This is a genomic window from Nocardia sp. SSK8 (genome assembly GCF_037034205.1).
In the GTDB taxonomy this organism is placed as follows: domain Bacteria; phylum Actinomycetota; class Actinomycetes; order Mycobacteriales; family Mycobacteriaceae; genus Nocardia.
Window position 1 is genome coordinate 152,700 of sequence record NZ_JBAGKD010000005.1, and the last position, 17,964, is coordinate 170,663.

At 70.0% G+C, this 17,964-nt stretch carries 18 protein-coding genes; 7 read left to right on the top strand and 11 right to left on the bottom strand.

Going from position 1 to position 17,964, the window contains the following annotated elements:
* Positions 1-6: 6 nt before the first annotated feature.
* The 6 genes from WA675_RS12020 to WA675_RS12045 form a co-directional block, all read right to left on the bottom strand.
* Positions 7-1,950, bottom strand: a complete 1,944-nt coding sequence (locus WA675_RS12020) for an acetoacetate--CoA ligase (protein ID WP_336084321.1) — start codon at positions 1,948-1,950, stop codon at positions 7-9.
* Between the two features lie 77 nt (positions 1,951-2,027).
* Positions 2,028-2,846 (bottom strand): HpcH/HpaI aldolase/citrate lyase family protein, encoded by an 819-nt coding sequence (locus WA675_RS12025; RefSeq protein WP_336084322.1) that lies wholly within the window; start codon positions 2,844-2,846, stop codon positions 2,028-2,030.
* On the bottom strand, positions 2,843-3,325 hold the full coding sequence (locus WA675_RS12030) for a MaoC family dehydratase (protein WP_336084323.1): 483 nt from the start codon (positions 3,323-3,325) through the stop codon (positions 2,843-2,845). The genes WA675_RS12025 and WA675_RS12030 overlap by 4 nt, the downstream gene beginning before the upstream one ends.
* Positions 3,322-4,482, bottom strand: coding sequence for an acyl-CoA dehydrogenase family protein (locus tag WA675_RS12035; RefSeq protein WP_336084324.1), 1,161 nt, complete (start codon positions 4,480-4,482; stop codon positions 3,322-3,324). The genes WA675_RS12030 and WA675_RS12035 overlap by 4 nt, the downstream gene beginning before the upstream one ends.
* On the bottom strand, positions 4,479-6,707 hold the full coding sequence (locus WA675_RS12040; protein ID WP_336084325.1) for an acetyl/propionyl/methylcrotonyl-CoA carboxylase subunit alpha: 2,229 nt from the start codon (positions 6,705-6,707) through the stop codon (positions 4,479-4,481). The genes WA675_RS12035 and WA675_RS12040 overlap by 4 nt, the downstream gene beginning before the upstream one ends.
* A gap of 5 nt (positions 6,708-6,712) precedes the next feature.
* Positions 6,713-8,320, bottom strand: coding sequence for a carboxyl transferase domain-containing protein (locus WA675_RS12045; protein WP_336084326.1), 1,608 nt, complete (start codon positions 8,318-8,320; stop codon positions 6,713-6,715).
* 92 nt (positions 8,321-8,412) lie between these two features.
* Between WA675_RS12045 and WA675_RS12050 the strand changes: the two genes are divergently transcribed.
* From WA675_RS12050 to WA675_RS12060, 3 genes are read left to right on the top strand one after another with little or no spacing between them, the layout of a single operon-like run.
* The gene (locus tag WA675_RS12050) at positions 8,413-9,036 is read left to right on the top strand and encodes an SACE_7040 family transcriptional regulator (protein WP_336084327.1); all 624 of its coding nucleotides are present in this window, start codon (positions 8,413-8,415) and stop codon (positions 9,034-9,036) included.
* A 30-nt stretch (positions 9,037-9,066) separates the two neighbouring features.
* Positions 9,067-9,342: a type II toxin-antitoxin system Phd/YefM family antitoxin gene (locus WA675_RS12055; RefSeq protein WP_336084328.1), complete on the top strand. Its 276-nt coding sequence runs from the start codon at positions 9,067-9,069 to the stop codon at positions 9,340-9,342.
* A complete protein-coding gene (locus tag WA675_RS12060; RefSeq protein WP_336084329.1) occupies positions 9,339-9,773 on the top strand; it encodes a type II toxin-antitoxin system VapC family toxin in 435 nt (144 codons plus the stop codon). Before WA675_RS12055 ends, WA675_RS12060 begins: the two co-directional genes overlap by 4 nt.
* A gap of 10 nt (positions 9,774-9,783) precedes the next feature.
* On the opposite strand, the gene WA675_RS12065 is transcribed toward WA675_RS12060, so the two are convergent.
* The 3 genes from WA675_RS12065 to WA675_RS12075 all read right to left on the bottom strand — a co-directional run bounded on the left by WA675_RS12065 (position 9,784) and on the right by WA675_RS12075 (position 12,055).
* Positions 9,784-10,170 carry a hypothetical protein gene (locus WA675_RS12065; RefSeq protein WP_336084330.1) on the bottom strand — a complete coding sequence of 129 codons (387 nt, stop codon included), beginning with the start codon at positions 10,168-10,170 and terminating at the stop codon, positions 9,784-9,786.
* 59 nt (positions 10,171-10,229) lie between these two features.
* Positions 10,230-10,940, bottom strand: a complete 711-nt coding sequence (locus WA675_RS12070) for an ABC transporter ATP-binding protein (RefSeq protein ID WP_336084331.1) — start codon at positions 10,938-10,940, stop codon at positions 10,230-10,232.
* A 68-nt stretch (positions 10,941-11,008) separates the two neighbouring features.
* Positions 11,009-12,055: an ABC transporter permease gene (locus WA675_RS12075; RefSeq protein ID WP_336084332.1), complete on the bottom strand. Its 1,047-nt coding sequence runs from the start codon at positions 12,053-12,055 to the stop codon at positions 11,009-11,011.
* Between the two features lie 984 nt (positions 12,056-13,039).
* On the opposite strand from WA675_RS12075, the gene WA675_RS12080 reads away from it, so the two are divergent.
* The 3 genes from WA675_RS12080 (at position 13,040) to WA675_RS12090 (ending at position 15,318) form a co-directional block, all read left to right on the top strand.
* Entirely contained in the window at positions 13,040-14,182 is a 1,143-nt protein-coding gene (locus tag WA675_RS12080) for a sensor histidine kinase (protein WP_442945618.1), read from the top strand.
* Positions 14,179-14,796, top strand: coding sequence for a response regulator transcription factor (locus WA675_RS12085; RefSeq protein WP_336084333.1), 618 nt, complete (start codon positions 14,179-14,181; stop codon positions 14,794-14,796). Before WA675_RS12080 ends, WA675_RS12085 begins: the two co-directional genes overlap by 4 nt.
* Positions 14,797-14,892: 96 nt before the next feature.
* Positions 14,893-15,318 carry a PPOX class F420-dependent oxidoreductase gene (locus WA675_RS12090; RefSeq protein WP_336084334.1) on the top strand — a complete coding sequence of 142 codons (426 nt, stop codon included), beginning with the start codon at positions 14,893-14,895 and terminating at the stop codon, positions 15,316-15,318.
* Here WA675_RS12090 and WA675_RS12095 read toward each other — a convergent pair.
* Positions 15,315-15,959 carry a DUF3105 domain-containing protein gene (locus WA675_RS12095; protein WP_336084335.1) on the bottom strand — a complete coding sequence of 215 codons (645 nt, stop codon included), beginning with the start codon at positions 15,957-15,959 and terminating at the stop codon, positions 15,315-15,317. The two genes, WA675_RS12090 and WA675_RS12095, sit on opposite strands and share 4 nt — an antisense overlap.
* A gap of 167 nt (positions 15,960-16,126) precedes the next feature.
* Here WA675_RS12095 and cobM point away from each other — a divergent pair, with 167 nt between their 5' ends.
* Complete coding sequence (cobM, locus tag WA675_RS12100) at positions 16,127-16,882, top strand: precorrin-4 C(11)-methyltransferase (RefSeq protein WP_336084336.1); 756 nt, start codon at positions 16,127-16,129, stop codon at positions 16,880-16,882.
* Between the two features lie 10 nt (positions 16,883-16,892).
* On the opposite strand, the gene WA675_RS12105 is transcribed toward cobM, so the two are convergent.
* Positions 16,893-17,393, bottom strand: coding sequence for a hypothetical protein (locus WA675_RS12105; protein ID WP_336084337.1), 501 nt, complete (start codon positions 17,391-17,393; stop codon positions 16,893-16,895).
* Between the last annotated feature and the right edge of the window lie 571 nt (positions 17,394-17,964).

Sequence of the window (17,964 nt, forward strand, 5' to 3'; positions counted from 1 at the left end):
AGTGTATTAGCCCTTGTGAGGAGGGCTTATCCGGGCATACCAGTCCAGCAGCGCCGGGTCGTCGACAGCGCTGCGATCCACCACCCTGGCCGCGTCCGCGCCCTGGAACAGCTTCTTGATCGGCACTTCCAGCTTCTTGCCGGTGCGGGTGTGCGGTACGCCGGGTGCCGCGCGGATCTCGTCGGGGACGTGCCGCGGGGACACCTCGGTGCGAATCGCCGTGGAGATCCGCGTCTTCAGGTCCTCGGTGAGTTCGGCCCCCGGCGCGAGCACCACGAACAGCGGCATCCAGTAGCCGCCGTCGGGCTGCTCGGCGCCGATCACCAGCGCCTCGGCGATCTCCGGGAACTGCTCGACCACCTGGTAGATATCGGCGCTGCCCATCCGGATGCCGTGCCGGTTGAGAGTGGAATCGGAGCGGCCGTGCACGACGATGCTGCCGTGCTCGGTGAGCGTGATCCAGTCGCCGTGCCGCCAGATGTCGGGGTAGGTGTCGAAATAGGCGTCGTGGTAACGCTTTCCGTCATCGTCGTGCCAGAAGGCGACCGGCATGGACGGCATCGGCGCGGTCACGACCAGCTCGCCGACCTCCCCGCGCACCGGCGCGCCCGCCTCGTCGTAGGCGTCCAGCGCCACGCCCAGATACGGCGCCGACAGCTCACCCGGCCACACCGGCACGGTCGGCACCCCGCCGATGAACGCCGACACCACATCGGTGCCGCCGCTGATCGAGTTCACCTGCACGTGCTCGCCCGCGTTCTCGTTCAGCCACAGCGCACTCGACACCGGCAGCGCGGAACCGGTGATACCGACGGTGCGCAGCGCGGATAGATCGTGGTCGGTCTTCGGCACCGATCCGGCCTTGATGCAGCCCAGCACATATCCGGGACTGGTGCCGAGCACGGTGGCGCGCACCTGGGCGGCGAGGCGCCACAGCGCATCCGGTGAGCCCGCCGCCGGGCTGCCGTCGTAGGTGACGATGGTCGCGCCGGTGAGCAACCCGGCGACCTGGAAGTTCCACATCATCCAGCTCGGGCTGGTGAACCAGAAGAAGGTGTCCTCGGGCCCGATATCGGATTGCAGCGCGACGGCTTTGAGATGTTCGAGCAGCACGCCGCCGTGGCCGTGCACGATGCCCTTGGGCAGGCCGGTGGTGCCGGAGGAGAACACGATCCACAGCGGATGATCGAAATCGACAGCGACCGTGTCGATCACGCCGAACTCGTCGTCGGTCACCGCCGTCGTCCAGGGCAGTGCGCCGGGCACCGCGTGCCCGAGCCGCGACACCGCGACCGTCGCGCGCAGGGTGGGCAGCCCCGCCTGGATCTCGGCGATATCGGCCCGCTTGTCGTGCTGCTTGCCGCCGAAGCGGTAGCCGTCGGCGGTGACCAGCACGACCGGATCGAGCTGGCCGAGCCGATCCAGCGCGGCCTTGGCCGAGTAGTCCTGGCCGCAGGCGCTCCACACCGCGCCGATACTCGCCGTGGCCAGGAACGCGACCACCGCCTCGGGGATATTGGGCAGGTAGCCGATCACCCGGTCGCCCGGTTCGACGCCGTGCTCACGCAGCGTGCGCGCGAAAACGGCCACCTGCTCGATCAATTCGGCCCAGGAGATCTCCCGAGGCTCGGCGTCCTCGTGCAACGCGATGATCGCCGGACGGTCCGGCCGGGCCATCCGGATGATCTGGTCGACGTAGTTGAGGCGGGTGCCGGGGAACCAGGAAGCGCCGGGCATCGCGCGGGATCCGAGCACCTCGCCCGCGGTCTCGCCCAGCTCGAAGTAGTCCCACAGCGCCTGCCAGAAACCGGCGATATCGTCCACCGACCACTGCCACAGGGACTGGTAGTCGGGGTACTGCTCGCCGGTCCGGCGGCTGACGAACGCGGCGAAGTCGGTGATCCGTGCCGACGCGATGTCCTGGGCGCTCGGCTCCCACTGCGGTTGCACCGGATGTCCTCCTCGTTCTGGTCGCGCGGGTGGCGACTGCCCGCGTGGTGATGTCCCCGGCGCGCGCCGGATGGTGTTCAGCTGGTCGGTTCGGCCCGGCGGACGATCCGCTCGGCATGCCGCAGTACCGGTGCGTCGACCATACGTCCCTCGAACGCGAAGACACCACGGTGATTCGGCACCTCGGCGAGCACGCGCCGCGCCCACCCGAGTTCGTCGGGGTCGGGCGCGTAGCCCTCGCGGATCACCGCGACCTGACTCGGATGGATGGCGACCTTGCCGTCGAAGCCGACCGCGACCGCGTCGAGTGTCTCGACCGCCAGGCCATCGAGATCCTTGATGTCCAGATACACCGAGTCCAGGGCGAAGCGGCCGAAGGACTTGGCCGCCAGCAGACTCGCCGAGCGCACGTGCCGGGGCACATCCCGGTAGCTGCCGTCGGCGTGTCTGCTCGAGTTGCCGCCCAGCCCCGCCACCAGGTCCTCGGCACCCCACATCACGCCGATCGCGTTCTCGGCGGCGACCGATTCGGTGACCCGCACCGCGCCCAGCGGCGACTCGATCAGCACGATCACCTCGTAGCCCGCCAGGCTCCGAACCTGCTCGGCCGATTCGCATTTGGGCAGCATGACACGCCGATAGCCGGTCTCGGCGAGGGCGGCCAGATCGGCCGCGTACTCGGCGGTGTCGGCGGCATTGACCCGGATCACGGTGTGCCGCGGGTCCAGCCGCGTCTCGATCAGCGCCTTCCTGGCCGCGGCCTTGTCGGCGGCGGCGACACCGTCCTCGAGATCGAGGATCACCACATCGGCCGCGGCGGCGGCCTTGGCGAACCGCTCGGGACGGTCGGCTGGGCAGAACAGCCAGGCGGGTCCGCTGGGCTCCCAGGCGCTCACGCGACCGGCGCCTTCCGCACCAGGCTCTGGCGGACCGCCTTCGCCACGATCACGCCGTGCTGGTTGCGCGCGGTGTGCGTCAGGCTGACGATGCCCTCGCCCGGACGGCTCTTGGACTCGCGCTTGTCGGTGACCAGCGTCTCGGCGTACATGGTGTCGCCGTGGAACAGCGGCGCGGGCAGCGACATCTCGGAGAACCCGAGATTGGCCACCAGCGTGCCCTGGGTGAGCTGGGCGACCGACAGACCGACCAGGGTCGACAGCGTGAACATCGAGTTCACCAGCCGCTGGTTGAACGGCGGCTGCTCGTCGGCGAAGGCCGCGTCCAGGTGCAGCGCCTGGGTGTTCATGGTCAGCGTGGTGAACAGGACATTGTCGGCCTCGGTGATGGTGCGGCCCGGCCGGTGCTCGTAGATCGTGCCGACCTCGAACTCCTCGAACCACAGTCCCCGCTGGACAACCCGCCGAGGTTCGCTCACAGCCCCAGCTCCCTTGCGATCAGCATCAGCTGCACCTCCGTCGTGCCCTCACCGATTTCCAGGATCTTGCTGTCACGGTAGTGCCTGGAGACCGGGTATTCGTTCATGAAGCCGTTGCCGCCGAAGATCTGGGTGGCGTCGCGCGCGTTGTCCATGGCGGCCTCGCTGGCGACCATCTTGGCGATCGAGGCGGCCTTCTTGAACGGCTTGCCCGCCAGCATGAGCGCGGCCGCGTCGTAGTAGGCGGTGCGGGCCACGTGGGCGCGCGCCTCCATCCGGGCGATCTTGAACGCGATGGCCTGATTGCGGCCGATGGCCTGGCCGAACGCCTGCCGCTCACCCGCGTAGCGCACGCTCTCGTCGACACAGCCCTGCGCGGCACCGACCGCCAGCGCGGCGATGGCGATGCGGCCCTCGTCGAGAATGCGCAGGAAGTTGGCGTAGCCGCGGCCGCGCTCGCCGAGCAGGTTCTCCCGGGGCACGCGGACGTCGGTGAAGCTGAGCGGATGGGTGTCCGAGGCGTTCCAGCCCACCTTGTTGTAGGCGGGTTCGGCGACGAAACCGGGCGTGGAGGTCGGCACCAGGATGGTGGAGATCTCCTTCTTGCCGCCGGTCTGCCCGGTGACCGCGGTGACGGTGACCAGCCGGGTGATGTCGGTTCCGGAGTTGGTGATGAACTGCTTGGCGCCGTTGATCACCCAGCTCTCGCCGTCCTCCACGGCGGTGGTGCGGGTGCCGCCCGCGTCGCTGCCCGCGTCGGGTTCGGTGAGACCGAAACCGGCCAGCGCCCGCCCGCTGGTGAGCTGGGGCAGCCATTCGGTCTTCTGCTTGTCGTCACCGAAGCGGTAGATCGGCATGGCACCCAGCGAGACGCCCGCCTCCAGGGTGATCGCCACGCTCTGGTCGACCTTGCCGAGTTCCTCGAGCGCCAGGCACAGGGCGAAGTAGTCGCCACCCATGCCGCCGAACTCCTCCGGGAACGGCAGACCGAACAGGCCCATCTCGGCCATGCCCGCGACGACCTCGTACGGGAAGCTGTGCTCGGCATCGTGTTTCGCCGACACCGGGGCGACCACCTGCTGGGCGAAGTCGCGCACGGTCAGGGCGAGCTGACGGTATTCCTCCGGCAGCGAGCCGGTGGACAGGTAGTCGGTCATGCGGGCGTTCCTTCGCTAACGGTCTCGGCGACAACGGTTTCGGTGGACTGGGCGAGCACCCGGACCAGCACCTGGTCGAGTCTCACCTGGGCGCCGGGCGCCACCAGCACCTCGACGGTGCCCGCGACGGGGGCGGTGAGCGCGTGCTCCATCTTCATGGCCTCGATGACGATCACCGGGTCGCCCGCGGCGACGGTCGCACCGTCCTCCACGGGCGCGGCGATCACCGAACCCGGCATGGGGCTGCGGATCTCGGCGTCACCGACATGGCCCGCCGCCCCGCGCACACTCGCCTCGGCGACCTCGCGCAGCACGGCGACCCCGCCACGGGTACTCACCCACAGCTGGCCGTCGGCCTCGGCCACGCGCGCGGTGCGGCGCAAACCGTCGATGGTGAGGGTGAGAACGTCGCCGGTGAGAGTGGCGGTGAGCGAGCGGGTTTCGTCATCAGTGGACGCGCCCGGCTCGATCGCCGAACCGGCGGAGGCGCCCGGCTGGGTCGCCGACGCGACGGACGCGCCCGGCTGGGTCGCCGACGCGGCGGGCACGCTGCCGGGGGCAGGCCGGGTGCCACCGGCGGGCTCCGCCGCCCCGGCCGCCGATGCGGATACGGTGGGCGGCGTGCTCGCGGCGTCATCCGACAGCCGGACGGTCGCGGATTCCGGTGTGCCCGTGAGGAAGACGTGGCGCGTACGGTCCCCGGCGGCCAGTCGCAGCACGGTGGGTGCCGGGGTCCCCAGGCGCCAGCCCGAGGGCACCGACCACGGGTCGCCGTCGGCGGCGGGCCAGCGGCGCAGCCAGCGGTAGGCCGCGGCGGCGAGGAATTCGTCGTCGGTGACGGTGGCGGGGTGGAAGTCGGCGACGCGCCGGTCGAGCAGGGCGGTGTCCAGGCGGCCCGCCTGCACGTCCTCGTCGGCGAGCAGGAAGCGCAGGAACTCGATATTGCTCGTCACGCCGAGCAGCACCGTCTGTTCCAGCGCGCGATCGAGCCGGGCCAGCGCGTCGGCCCTGGTGTCACCGCGCGCGATCACCTTCGACAGCATCGGGTCGTAGTCGCTGCCGACCACGGTGCCTTCCAGTAGGCCCGAATCCACCCGCACCCCAGCACCTTCCGGCTCCGACAAAGCGAGCACAGTGCCGCCCGTAGGCAGGAACCCGCGGCCCGGGTCCTCGGCGTAGACGCGCGCCTCGATGGCGTGGCCCACCAGATGGATCTCGTCCTGTGCGCGCGTGAGCTGCTGGCCCGCGGCCACCCGCACCTGGCATTCCACCAGGTCGACCCCGGTGACCAGCTCGGTCACCGGGTGCTCGACCTGGAGCCGGGTGTTCATCTCCATGAAGAAGAACTCGCCGGGCCGGTCGGCGGAGACGATGAACTCCACGGTCCCCGCGCCCACGTAGTCCACGCTGCGCGCGGTATCGCAGGCCGCGGTGCCGATGCGCGCCCTGGTCTCGGGGTCCAGCAGCGGCGAGGGCGCCTCCTCGATCACCTTCTGGTGCCTGCGCTGCAGGCTGCACTCACGTTCGCCCAGATGCACCACATTGCCGAACTTGTCGGCCAGGATCTGCACCTCGATATGGCGCGGCCGCACCACGAAACGCTCCAAGAACAGGGTGTCGTCGCCGAAGGCGGCTCCGGCCTCGCGGCGGGCGCTGACCAGGGCGGCGGGCAGGTCCTCGGGCCGGTCGACCCGGCGCATGCCCTTGCCGCCGCCCCCGGCCGAGGGCTTGACCAGCACGGGATAGCCGATCTCCGCGGCGGCGGCGATCAGCCGCGCGTCGTCGAGTCCGGGCTCGGCGATGCCGGGCACCACCGGCACCCCGAACGCGGTGACGGTGTTCTTGGCGGTGATCTTGTCGCCCATCACCTCGATCGCCTTGGCGGGCGGGCCCAGAAACACGATGCCCGCGTCGGACAGCGCGGCCGCGAAGGCCGAATTCTCCGACAGGAAGCCATAACCCGGATGCACTGCCTGCGCGCCGGTGCGGATGGCGGCGTCGACGACCTTCTCGATCGACAGGTAGCTCTCGCGCGCGGGCGCGGGGCCCAGCCGCACCGCGATATCGGCCTCACGCACGTGCCGGGCACCGGCGTCGGCGTCGCTGTAGACCGCGACCGAGCGAATGCCCATGGCGCGCAAGGTCTTGATCACACGCACCGCGATCTCGCCGCGATTGGCAACCAGCACGGTGTCGAATTCGACAGGGGTGGAGTTGTTCAGCATGTCGCTCACATCCGGAAGACGCCGTAGGAAACGGGTTCGAGCGGCGCCTGCGCGCACACCGAAAGGGCAAGGCCGAGCACGGTTCTGGTGTCGGTGGGCGCGATCACGCCGTCGTCCCAGAGGCGCGCGGTGGCGTAGTACGGGTTGCCCTGGGTCTCGTACTGGGCGCGGATCGGGGCCTTGAACGCCTCCTGATCCTCGGCCGACCACGGCTTGCCCGCGCTGTCGAGCTGATCGCCGCGCACCGTCGCCAGCACCGAGGCGGCCTGCTCACCGCCCATCACCGAGATCCGGGCGTTGGGCCACATCCACAGGAAGCGCGGCGAATACGCGCGCCCGCACATGGAGTAGTTGCCCGCGCCGTGCGAGCCACCGATCACCACGGTCAGCTTGGGCACCCGCGCGCACGCCACCGCGGTGACCATCTTCGCGCCGTGCTTGGCGATGCCGCCCGCCTCGTAGTCGCGCCCGACCATGAAGCCGGTGATGTTCTGCAGGAACAGCAGCGGGATCTCGCGCTTGTCGCACAGTTCGATGAAATGCGCGCCCTTCATGGCGGATTCGGCGAACAGCACGCCATTGTTGGCGACGATGCCGACCGGATGACCATGGATCCGCGCGAACCCGGTGACCAGCGTCTTGCCGTATTCGGCCTTGAACTCGGTGAATCCGGTGCCGCCGTCGACGATCCGGTCGATCACCTCGTGCACGTCGTAGGGGGTGCGCGAGTCGACCGGCACCACGTCGTAGAGCTCGTCGGTGTCCTTGGCGGGCGGGGTGCTCGGCAGCACCTCCCACGGCGCCTCGGGGCGCGGGCCCAGGGTCGAGACGATCTCGCGGACGATGCGCAGCGCGTCGCGGTCGTCCTCGGCGAGGTGGTCGGTGACCCCGGAGGTGCGCGAATGCAGCAGGCCGCCACCGAGTTCCTCGGCGGTGACCTCCTCGCCGGTCGCCGCCTTCACCAGCGGCGGGCCGCCCAGGAAGATGGTGCCCTGGTCGCGCACGATGACGGCCTCGTCGGCCATCGCGGGCACATAGGCGCCGCCCGCGGTGCACGAACCCATCACCGCCGCGATCTGGGCGATGCCCCGGGCGCTCATGGTGGCCTGGTTGTAGAAGATGCGGCCGAAGTGCTCGCGGTCGGGGAACACCTCGTCCTGGTGTGGCAGGAACGCGCCGCCGGAGTCGACGAGGTACACACACGGCAGGTTGTTCTGCGCCGCGACCTCTTGCGCGCGCAGGTGCTTCTTCACGCTGATCGGGTAATAGGTGCCGCCCTTGACCGTCGCGTCATTGGCCATGACCAGGCATTCGCGCCCGGCCACCCGGCCGATCCCGGCGATGATGCCCGCGCCGGGGCAGTCGTCGTCGTACATGCCGTTGGCCGCCAGCGGGGCCAGCTCGAGGAATGGGCTGCCGGGGTCGAGCAGCTGGTCGACCCGCTCGCGGGGAAGCAGCTTGCCCCTGGCCACGTGCCGTTCGCGCGCCTTCTGCGGGCCGCCGAGCGCGGTGGTCGCCAGCCGCTGCCGCAGGTCGTCGACCAGGGCGCGGTGGGCGTCCCGGTTGCTCGTCGCGGTCGCGGCACCGCTGTCGAGGTCGTGCGTCACCGTCATCACGCCATCCTGCCATCCGGTTAATCGCCAATAACTGAAATTCAGGTTAGTCTTGGCTAACCGAATTGTCCAGAGTCAAGGGGAGCGCCCGGATGTCCAGTACCGAATCCGTCCCGGCGACCCGGCGCGAAATGCTCAAAGCCCAGCGTCGCGAGCAGTTGCTCGCCGCCGGTGCCCGGTTGATCGCCGATCGCGGATTCCTCGGCGTGCGCCTCGACGACCTCGGCGCGGCCGTCGGCATCAGCGGACCGGCCGTCTATCGACACTTCGCGAACAAGGAAGCGCTGCTGGTCGAGCTGCTGGTCGGCGTCAGCGAGCGCCTGCTCGCGGGCGGCCGCGCGGTCGTCGCCACCGCGCCCACCCCCGCCGAGGCCCTCACCGGCCTGGTCGACTTCCACCTCGACTTCGCCTTCGACGACCCCGAACTAATCCGCATCCAGGACCGCGACCTCGACAACGTCCCCGCCCCCGAGCGCCGCACCCTGCGCCGCCTCCAGCGCCAGTACGTGGAGGTATGGGTAGGCGTCCTGCGCGACCTCGACCCCGCCCTGACCGAGGAATCCGCCCGCATCCAAGCCCACGCAGCCTTCGGTCTCCTGAACTCCACCCCGCACAGCGCCACCTCCGCGAGTGCGGGCAGGGCGCGGCCGGTGCTTCGTCAGATGGCGCTGGCTGCGTTATTCGCCGAACTCGACGCGGTGAATCGCCAGAACTAGCCATATATGGCTACAATGAAACGATCAATTGTGGCCACATTGGAGGTTGTGATGGAAATCGGTGTGCGGGACCTCAGGGACCATCTCAGCCGCCATCTGGCGGATGTCCGCTCCGGGCGCACGGTGACGATCACCGACCATGGGAAGCCGATAGCCCGGATCGTCCCGGTTGATCGGTTGACCGCGTTGGAACAACTGCGCAACGAGGGACGGATTCAGCCCGCGCGTCAGCGTAAGCAGTCGACGGTCGAGCCAGTTCACAGCGTCGGGACAGTCTCCGACCTGATCGACGAACAGCGCCGGTGATCGGCTATCTGGATACCGCGGCGTTCATTCCACTTCTGGTCGTCGAGCCAGGTAGTGCTGCGTGCCGCCGGTTTTGGGATCTCGCCGACGACGTAGTGTCGTGCCGGTTGCTCTACGTAGAATCGGCGGCGGCGCTCGCGCAGGCGCATCGCATGGGGAGGCTCGACAGCGCCGGGTTCGCCGCGGCCAAGCAGCTGCGTGACGACTACTGGGCTCAGATCAATGTCACCGAGGTGGACGAAGCACTGATCCAGACGGCGGCGGAGTTCGCCGAGGAGCACGCGCTGCGCGGCTACGATGCTGTCCATTGCGCGGCCGCCGCGCAGGTGGCGGATACCGACTTGGTCGCGGCGTCGGGCGACCGGAAGTTGCTCACCGCGTGGAAAGAGCTCGGCGTCGCGACCTTCGACACGAATACGCCAGAGCCGTAGCCGAGTTCTCTCAGCTGAGCTGGTCGCGGAGCCAGGACGGGCCGACGGGGGTGGCGTTGTGGGTGGTGACGCGGGTACGGAGTTCGCGGTCGGCGGTGACGACGGTGATGTCGGGGTAGGTGGTCGCGGCGGCGACGGCTTCGACGATCTTGTCGTCGCCGGAGCCTTCGGCGAGCAGGACTTTCAGGCGCGGGGGTGTCGGGGTGTCGGCGGCCGGTTTCGCGGCGCCTTCGAGGACGACGGTGATGTCGGTGGTGTCGGGCAGGCGGGTGGTCAACTCCGCCAGCTCGCCCAGCAGGCGCCGAGCCGCGCCCGCGCGGTCCTTCCACCAGCCGTCGGCCCGCGAGCCGATGACATTGGCCGCGTCGACCACGATCAGCTGTCTGGGATCGGTCACCGGCTCAGTGTGCCCGTCGACCCGGGTGCGGGTGGTAGCGGGCGCGCCGGGGTGTGCGGTCAGACGTGCGCGGCGGTGGTGTCCGCGGTGGTGAGGTGGCCGTCGGTCATCCGGTGGACCGCGTCCATGCGGTGCAGGTGGGTGGGGTCGTGGGTGACCAGGACGGTGGCCGCGTGGTGTTGCCGGGCGATGCTGGTGATCAGGTCGAGGATGGCGGCGCCGCGTTCGGAGTCCAGGGCGCTGGTGGGTTCGTCGACGAGGAGCAGGGCGGGGTCGTTCATCAGGGCGCGCGCGATATTGACGCGCTGACGCTGACCGCCGGAGAGCTGGGCGGGGCGCTTGCCCGCGTGCTCGGCCAGGCCGACGGCGGCGAGCAGTTCGGTTGCGCGGGCGCGGGTTTCGCCGGTGCGCCGGGAACGTCCGCCGAGGTGGGCGGTGACCTCGAGCTGTTCGCGTGCCGTCAGCGCGGGAATGAGATTCGGCTGCTGGAACACGATCCCCATCGCGGTGCGGCGCATCGTGGATGCCGCGCGCCTGCTCAGCGTCGCGAGATCGATACCGCCGGTGTCGGTTTCGAGGACGACGCGGCCCGAGTCCGGGCGGATGAGCGTGGCCGCCACCGCGAGCAGACTGGACTTGCCCGAGCCCGACGGGCCGGTGATCGCGGCGATCGTGCCGCCGGGGACGTGCAGGTTCACGCGGTCGAGCGCGGTGAGGCGGTCGGCGCCGTCGGGATAGGTGAGGGTCACGTCGGTGAGAGTCAGTGCCATGGGGAACTTCTTCCTCGGGTGATGCGAAATGGGGGATGCGGGCCTGCGTTGGGGAGGCTGCCGGTGCCTCAGCGGACGGCGCCGAGCGCGGTCAGGGGGTCGGTGGTGAACAGGAAACGCAGGGCGACCGCGGCACCGGCCAGGCCGAGGGTGATCAGAGCCAGCGCGGGAATGAGCGTGGTCGACGGCGAGAGCACGAACGGCACGGCGTCACCCAGGAAGAGCGAGGTCACCGCGGTGATGCCGAGCCCGGCCGTCACCCCGGTGACCAGCACGATCGCGGCCTGTGCCAAGGCGTCGAGTGCCAGCGAACCGGTGGTCGCGCCGAGGGCCTTCAAGGTGGCGATATCCGGCTGACGCTGCACCGTCCACACCGTGAAGAAGGCCCCGATGACCAGGGCGGAGATGGCGAACAGCAGCAGCGTCATCAGGCTGAGCGAGCTGTTCTCGGCCTGGTAGGAACCGATCGCCTGGACGGCGTCGCGGGCGGGCAGGGTGCGGGTGCCTGCCTCGGTGTCGAGGTCGGCGGACGAACCACTCACCGCGAGAACGGTCGCCGCGCCCGAGCGGGGGCTGGCGGCCTGCCAGTCGCCCAGGCTCGTCCAGACAACCGGGGTGTGGCTGTACCACTCGTCCCCGGCCACCGCGGCGACGGCGAACTCGTGGCCTGCCAGCACCACGGTGTCACCCGCGCCCGCCGACAGTTCGCGTGCCGCGGCCGCGCTCAACACCACCGCGCCCGGGGCGGTAGCAGGGTGATTGCTAAAGGCGGACGCGTCGCCGCCGAACAGGGCGACCTGGACCGGGCTGGCCCCGGCGTGCTCGGCCCTGGTGCGCGAGATCCCGATCGGGTCCACCCGCACGCCGTCGGCCGCCCGCCACCGCGCGATCTGCTCCTCGGTGAGGACCGAGGAATCGAAGGACGGATCGGTCCCGGTCTCGGCGAACACCACCCGCTCGCCCGCGATGCCCTGGACGGCGGAGATGTTCTGGTGCGCCAGCCCGGCGGTGAGCCCACTGAGGAAACTGACCAGCACCGCCACCAGCACGACGACGAGGGTGATCAACAGGAAGCGGCCGCGGGCGGCCCGCAGATCTCGGAGTGCGACGAACATGCCTCCACTCTCGCCGCGCACCCCGCCCCGGCCATCGCACCGGCGCACGAATCCCGCTCCACCCAAGGTCGGCCCGCGATTACACCTTTCGATGGATGCCGCACCGGTTGCCGCACATAAGCTGGTCGAGTGCACTCGTCCCCGCTGACGCCCGTCGTCACCACCCTGCGGCTCGGCCTGCACGTGCTGGTCACGGTGCTGGCCGTGGTGGTCGCCGTGCGCGCGATGCTGCCCGGCGGTGGGGGACACGGGATCGCTGTGGTCACGCTGACCGCCATCTGGTTACTGGTCTACTTCGCGGGCACAGAACTGCCCCGGCGCACAGGCGGCCGGTTGACGTCCTCCGCGCCGACCGCCGTCGCCGAGCCGCGCTTTCGCGACAAGTGGCCTTCCGCGTCGAAGGACACGGACGCAGCGTCGCCTGGCGCGCGGGGCCCCGCCGAGATCTTGCCCGGCGCGCGGGATACAAGCGAGGCGTCGCCCGGCGCGCGGGACACAGCCGTGGCGTTGCCCGGCGCGCGGGACACAGCCGTGGCGGTGCCCGGCGCGCGGGACGCAAGCGAGGCGTCGCCCGGCGCGCGGGGTACCGCCGAGGCGTTGCGCGGCGCTCGGGACACGGCCTTGACGTCGCCCGGCGCGTGGGACACAGCCGTGGCGGTGCCCGGCGCGCGGGACGCAAGCGAGGCGTCGCCCGGCGCGCGGGGTACCGCCGAGGCGTTGCGCGGCGCTCGGGACACGGCCTTGACGTCGCCTGGTGCGCCGGGCAGCGCAGCGGCGTTGCCTGGTTGGCTGGGTGATTCCGGAGAATCGCCTGGCTCGCGGGGCGTTGCCGAAGATTTGCCCGGCGCGCGGGACACGGCCTTGACGTCGCCTGGTGCGCCGGGCAGCGTAGCGGCGTTGCCTGGCTGGCTGGGTGATGCCGGGGCGTCGCCTGGCTCGCGGGGCGTCGTCGAAGCTCTGCCCGGTGGGCGGGGTACCGCCGACGTGTCTGCTGGTCGGTGGGCGCATACGCCGGTGGTGTGGGGGTGGCTGGCCGCGTTGACGGTGCTGTGGCTGGCTCTGCTCGGGCTGACGCCGGATGCGGTGTATCTGGCGTTCGGGTTGTTCTTCGTCTATTTGCATCTGCTGCCCCGGGTGTGGGGATTGACAGCGGTGGTGCTGGCGACGGCCGTTGGTGTGGTGGGGTTCGCGGCGCATCGCGGATGGTCGGCGGGCGCCGTGGTAGGGCCGGTCCTTGGGGCGGCAGTGGCCATCGGGATCGGGCTGGGGTATCAGGCGTTGTACCGGGAGGCTGTCGAGCGGGAGCGGTTGATCAGCGAATTGCTCAGCACCAGAGCGACTCTCGCCGAACAGGAACGCACGGCGGGCAAGCTGGCGGAGCGGGAGCGGCTGGCCAAGGAGATCCACGACACCGTCGCGCAGGGGCTCAGCAGTATCCAGTTGCTGTTGCACGCGGCCGAGCAGGCGGCGCCGGATCACCCTGCGCTGGACCGCATCCGGCTCGCCCGCGAAACGGCCGCCGAGGACCTGGCCGAAACCCGCAGGCTCATCGACGAATTGGCGCCCGCCGCGCTGGACGGGCAATCGCTGGCCGAGGCGCTGGCCCGGATCTGTGAGCGCGCGCAGTCACCCACCCTATCCACCCAACTGCTGGTGGAGGGCGAACCGGAGCGGCTGCCGATGCCGGTGGAGGCGGCGCTGGTGCGCATCGCGCAGAGCGCGGTCGCCAATGTGGTGCAGCACGCCCAGGCGGCGCGGATGCGGGTCACCCTCACCTACGACGACACCGACGTGCACCTCGACATCGTCGACGACGGCATCGGTATCGACCCCGCGGTCCTGCGCGACTCGCGGATGCCGGGTGTGGCAGCACCCTCGGCGGACACCGCCGTGCGCGACTCGCGGATGCCGGGTGCGGCAGCGCCCTCGGTGGACACCGCCGTGCGCGGCCCGTGTGTGCCCGGTGGGGCACCGCCAGCGGACACCGTGCGCGGCCCACGCGCCGGTGCGTTCGGCCTGCACGCCATCCGCAGCCGGGCCGAACAGCAAGGTGGTGCGATGACAGTCGAATCCGAGCCGGGCCACACCGCCGTCACGGTGACCTTCCCCTTGGGGTCGGCCGAATGATCCGCCTCCTGCTCGCCGACGACCACGCCATCGTGCGCGCCGGACTGCGCGCGCTGCTCGAGGCCGCCGAGGACATCACCGTCGTCGGCGATGTGCCCGATGCCGACGCGGCCGTCTCGTTCTGCGCGACCACCCCGGTCGACCTGGTCCTGATGGACCTGCGCTTCGGCGACGGCCGTTCCGGCGCCTCGGCCACCGCGGGCCTGCGCGCGCTACCCGACCCGCCGAACGTCTTGGTCGTCACCAATTACGACACCGACGCCGACATCCTCGGCGCCATCGAAGCGGGCGCCGTCGGCTACCTCCTCAAAGACACCCCGCCCACCGAACTCCTCGCCGCCGTGCGCGCGGCCGCCGCCGGGGAGAGCGTGCTCTCACCCACCGTCGCCTCCCGCCTGATGACCCGGGTCCGCCGCGCCGACACCACCCTGAGCCCTCGCGAAGTGGAGGTCCTGCGCCTGGTGGCGGAGGGCCTGTCGAACCGCGATATCGCCAAGCGGCTCTTCCTCAGCGAGACCACCGTCAAATCCCACCTCGTGCACATCTACGCCAAACTCGGCGTCAAATCCCGCACGTCCGCCGTCGCCACCGCTCGGGACCGAGGCGCCATCTGACCCGATCCAGGCTCCGGTGGTGGCGCCTTCTCGGCGTTCACGCACCTGAGCGCGTGGTGATCAACCGTCCAGCCCGAGGTGGCCTACGCTGGGCTTATGGCAAATCTCGCTGATCCCAAGGTTCGCGAATTTCTGTCTCGGGGCACCCGCACGGGGAAGGTGGCCTTTGTCGCCACCGACGGCAGGCCCATGGTCACGCCGGTCTGGTTCATCGTCGATGGCGACGAACTGGTGTTCAACACCGGCAAGGACACCGCCAAGGGCCGCGCCTTCGCCCGCGATCCGCGCATCGCCCTGTGCGTGGACCTCGAGGAACCGCCCTACGCCCTGGTATCGGTGCAGGGCACGGTCACCCTGTCCGAGGACCCCGAGGAACTGGTCCGCACCGCCACCGCGATCGCCGCGCGGTACATGGGCCCGGACAAGGCCGAGGAATTCGGCAAGCGCAACGGGGTGCCGGGGGAGCTGGTGGTGCGCGTGCGACCGGCGAAGGTCGTCGCGCACTTCGACATGACGGGTTAGCCGTCCATCGGCACCGCGTCCGGGCCGGGTGCGGTGGGATCGAACGGCGGCGGATCGGCGCGGTCGAAACTCGGTGACGAGCAGGTCGCGCCGACTTCCGGTGTGGTGTAGGGGTTCTCGCGCAGGGCGGTGATGAACTGGTCGATCCGCTCGTCCTCGGCGCTGTCGAGCTTCAGCTGATGGCCCCAGGATTGCAGCGAGATCGGGTCGGCCATATCCGGGATCGGCGACATCACCGTGTACTGCTTGTCGATCACCTTGGCGCGCAAGGTCTCCTGGTCCTGCGCGCTCACCGTCGCCGGGTTGTAGGCGATCCACACCGCCCCGTGCTCGAGCGAGTGCACCAGATTCTCGGTGCGCACGGCCGTGTCGTAGACGACACCGTCACACGCCGCCCACCGGGCATCGTGCGGACCGCCCAGCGGCGGGATCTCCGGATAGGCGACCCGCTGGTTGCTGGTCACGTGCAGACCGGGCGGAAGCTCGACGGTGACGATCCCGGGGATCGTGAGCGACGGGTCCTGGTTGTCCTCGGTCGGCACGAACTCCGCCATCGAGGAGGTCGGGTTTCCCGTGATCGGGGTGGGGCCCCCGCAGCCACTCGCAGCAGCCAACGCGGCCAGCACGATCGCCGCACCCATCGCTCGCCTGGTCCTCGATCGTGGCACCGCGCCCCCTCGTCCGTGGTCGGCACGCGCCGACGGACTCAGAACATACTTGCTCCACCGGCTTCCGGTCGGCGCAATGCGCTGACCAGCGGTCCGCACCGCCGGGCCGGGACGCGACCGTCGACCGTAGACTCGCGCCCATGACGGTGCATTTCATCGGGGCGGGCCCCGGCGCGGCCGACCTGCTCACGGTGCGCGCGGTCACGCTGCTGCGCGAGAGCCCGGTCTGTCTCTACGCGGGCACCTATCTCGACCCCGAGGTCCTCGCGCACTGCGCGCCGGGCACCGAATTGATCGATACCCAGCACCTCGACCTGGATCAGATCATCGAACGGCTCGTCGCCGCCCACACGGCCGGGCAGGACGTGGCCCGCCTCTGCTCGGGTGACCCGTCGATCTACTCGGCCCTCACCGAACAGACCCACCGCCTCGACGCCGCGGGCGTCCCGTGGGACATCACCCCCGGCGTCCCCGCCTACGCCGCGGCCGCCGCCCTCCTCGGCACCGAACTGACAGTGCCCGAAGTAGTCCAATCAGTCGTCCTGACTCGTACCCAGGCCCGCTCCACGGCGATGCCCCCGGGCGAGGCGCTGACGAACTTCGCCGCCACCGGTGCCACCCTCGTCCTGCACCTGGCCATCACCCGCATCCGCGGCCTCGCGGAGGAACTGGCCGACGAGTACGGCGCCGACTGCCCGGTCGCGGTCGTCTACCGAGCCAGCCAGCCCGAGCAACGGATTCTGCGCGGCACCCTCACCGACATCGCAGACCAGGCCGAGGCCGCCAACCTCCGCCAGGCCGCCGTCATCCTCGTCGGCCGAGCCCTCACCCCGTCGATCTCCTGCACCCAGTCCCACCTCTACGACCCGGCCCGGGCGCGGGGACAGGCCGGGTAGAACTCGGCCGTCAGGCGGGCAGGGTGCCGTGAGTGACCCAGGTGGACATCGCCGGAAAGGCGCCGTAGGAGGCCAGAATCGTCGCGGCGGGAATATAGCTCAGGCTCGTCCACTGAGAGCCCGGCTGCACATCCAAGTCCATCCGTGCCCGATCGGTGCGATCGGGCGCCGCGTCGACGCGCACCGACCCGAACCGCATCATCGGGTTCTGCTGATCGTTCCACGTCGCGCCCAGGGTGGCCGAGCAGTGCGTTGGCGCGGGCAACCCCGGAACGGTCGACCGGATTCCCAGCGGTTCGACGAAAGCAGCCTGTCTGCCGTCGGGCTGGTCCTCGATCGTCAGCCGCACGTCGATGAAGCAGTTGAGCGAGTCACCCATGAAGTAGCTGGTGGCAGGCCCAGGCTCGGGGGGAACCACCGGGGCGGCGTCGGCAGTGGTCGCCGTGACGGCCCCGATTGCGGTGCATCCCGCAAGGGCTGTCGCCAACATCAGCGAACGGGTGGTGAACATGCGAACTTCCTGCTTCCTTCTGAAAACTCCCTGGCAGTGCAGGCTAGTGCTTGCAGAATAAGGCTGTCGAATCGATGCCCTGGACGGATCAGCGCCCTATTGGCTACCGATTGGCCGCCGGAAGGGTCGTCTGTGCGGGGCATGCCGGTCGTCGGGTGCCCGTCTCCGGCACCTAGTTGCTGTGATCCACAACTCATCGGCGGTGGCGCGAGGGGGCTCGCGTGGGGATGTGATCGTCCAGACAAGCGTCAGCTAACCGGCCGCTCTCGGTTTACCAGGGGCTATGTCGTGCGGCTATGGACGTGGTTGGTTGCCGGGCGACCTCACCGGTAGATTGGTGCGATGGTTTGCGAAGAGCACACCGGCGCTGCCGGGCCGTCGATCACGAGCATGGTCTCAGCCATGTAACAAGATCGGCCGGGCCGACAGATAGTGCCAATGGACATTTTTTGCCTGATTGATTTCGAGAATTGAACCCGAGACGCAGGCGCCACGCTGGTTCGGCTGAGGCGCCTGCGTTCCGGTGTCGTCGGGGAGCGCCTGAACGGGTGTTCCGGAAGCGAGGTTTGGG

What these genes read in the sequence shown, in the direction of transcription:
- WA675_RS12035 (WP_336084324.1), bottom strand. Translation starts at nt 4,482, where the DNA reads ATGACCGACTACCTGTCCACCGGCTCGCTGCCGGAGGAATACCGTCAG.
- WA675_RS12040 (WP_336084325.1), bottom strand. Translation starts at nt 6,707, where the DNA reads ATGCTGAACAACTCCACCCCTGTCGAATTCGACACCGTGCTGGTTGCC.
- WA675_RS12045 (WP_336084326.1), bottom strand. Translation starts at nt 8,320, where the DNA reads ATGACGGTGACGCACGACCTCGACAGCGGTGCCGCGACCGCGACGAGC.
- WA675_RS12050 (WP_336084327.1), top strand. Translation starts at nt 8,413, where the DNA reads ATGTCCAGTACCGAATCCGTCCCGGCGACCCGGCGCGAAATGCTCAAA.
- WA675_RS12070 (WP_336084331.1), bottom strand. Translation starts at nt 10,940, where the DNA reads ATGGCACTGACTCTCACCGACGTGACCCTCACCTATCCCGACGGCGCC.
- WA675_RS12075 (WP_336084332.1), bottom strand. Translation starts at nt 12,055, where the DNA reads ATGTTCGTCGCACTCCGAGATCTGCGGGCCGCCCGCGGCCGCTTCCTG.
- WA675_RS12085 (WP_336084333.1), top strand. Translation starts at nt 14,179, where the DNA reads ATGATCCGCCTCCTGCTCGCCGACGACCACGCCATCGTGCGCGCCGGA.
- WA675_RS12090 (WP_336084334.1), top strand. Translation starts at nt 14,893, where the DNA reads ATGGCAAATCTCGCTGATCCCAAGGTTCGCGAATTTCTGTCTCGGGGC.
- WA675_RS12095 (WP_336084335.1), bottom strand. Translation starts at nt 15,959, where the DNA reads ATGGGTGCGGCGATCGTGCTGGCCGCGTTGGCTGCTGCGAGTGGCTGC.
- cobM (WP_336084336.1), top strand. Translation starts at nt 16,127, where the DNA reads ATGACGGTGCATTTCATCGGGGCGGGCCCCGGCGCGGCCGACCTGCTC.
- WA675_RS12105 (WP_336084337.1), bottom strand. Translation starts at nt 17,393, where the DNA reads ATGTTCACCACCCGTTCGCTGATGTTGGCGACAGCCCTTGCGGGATGC.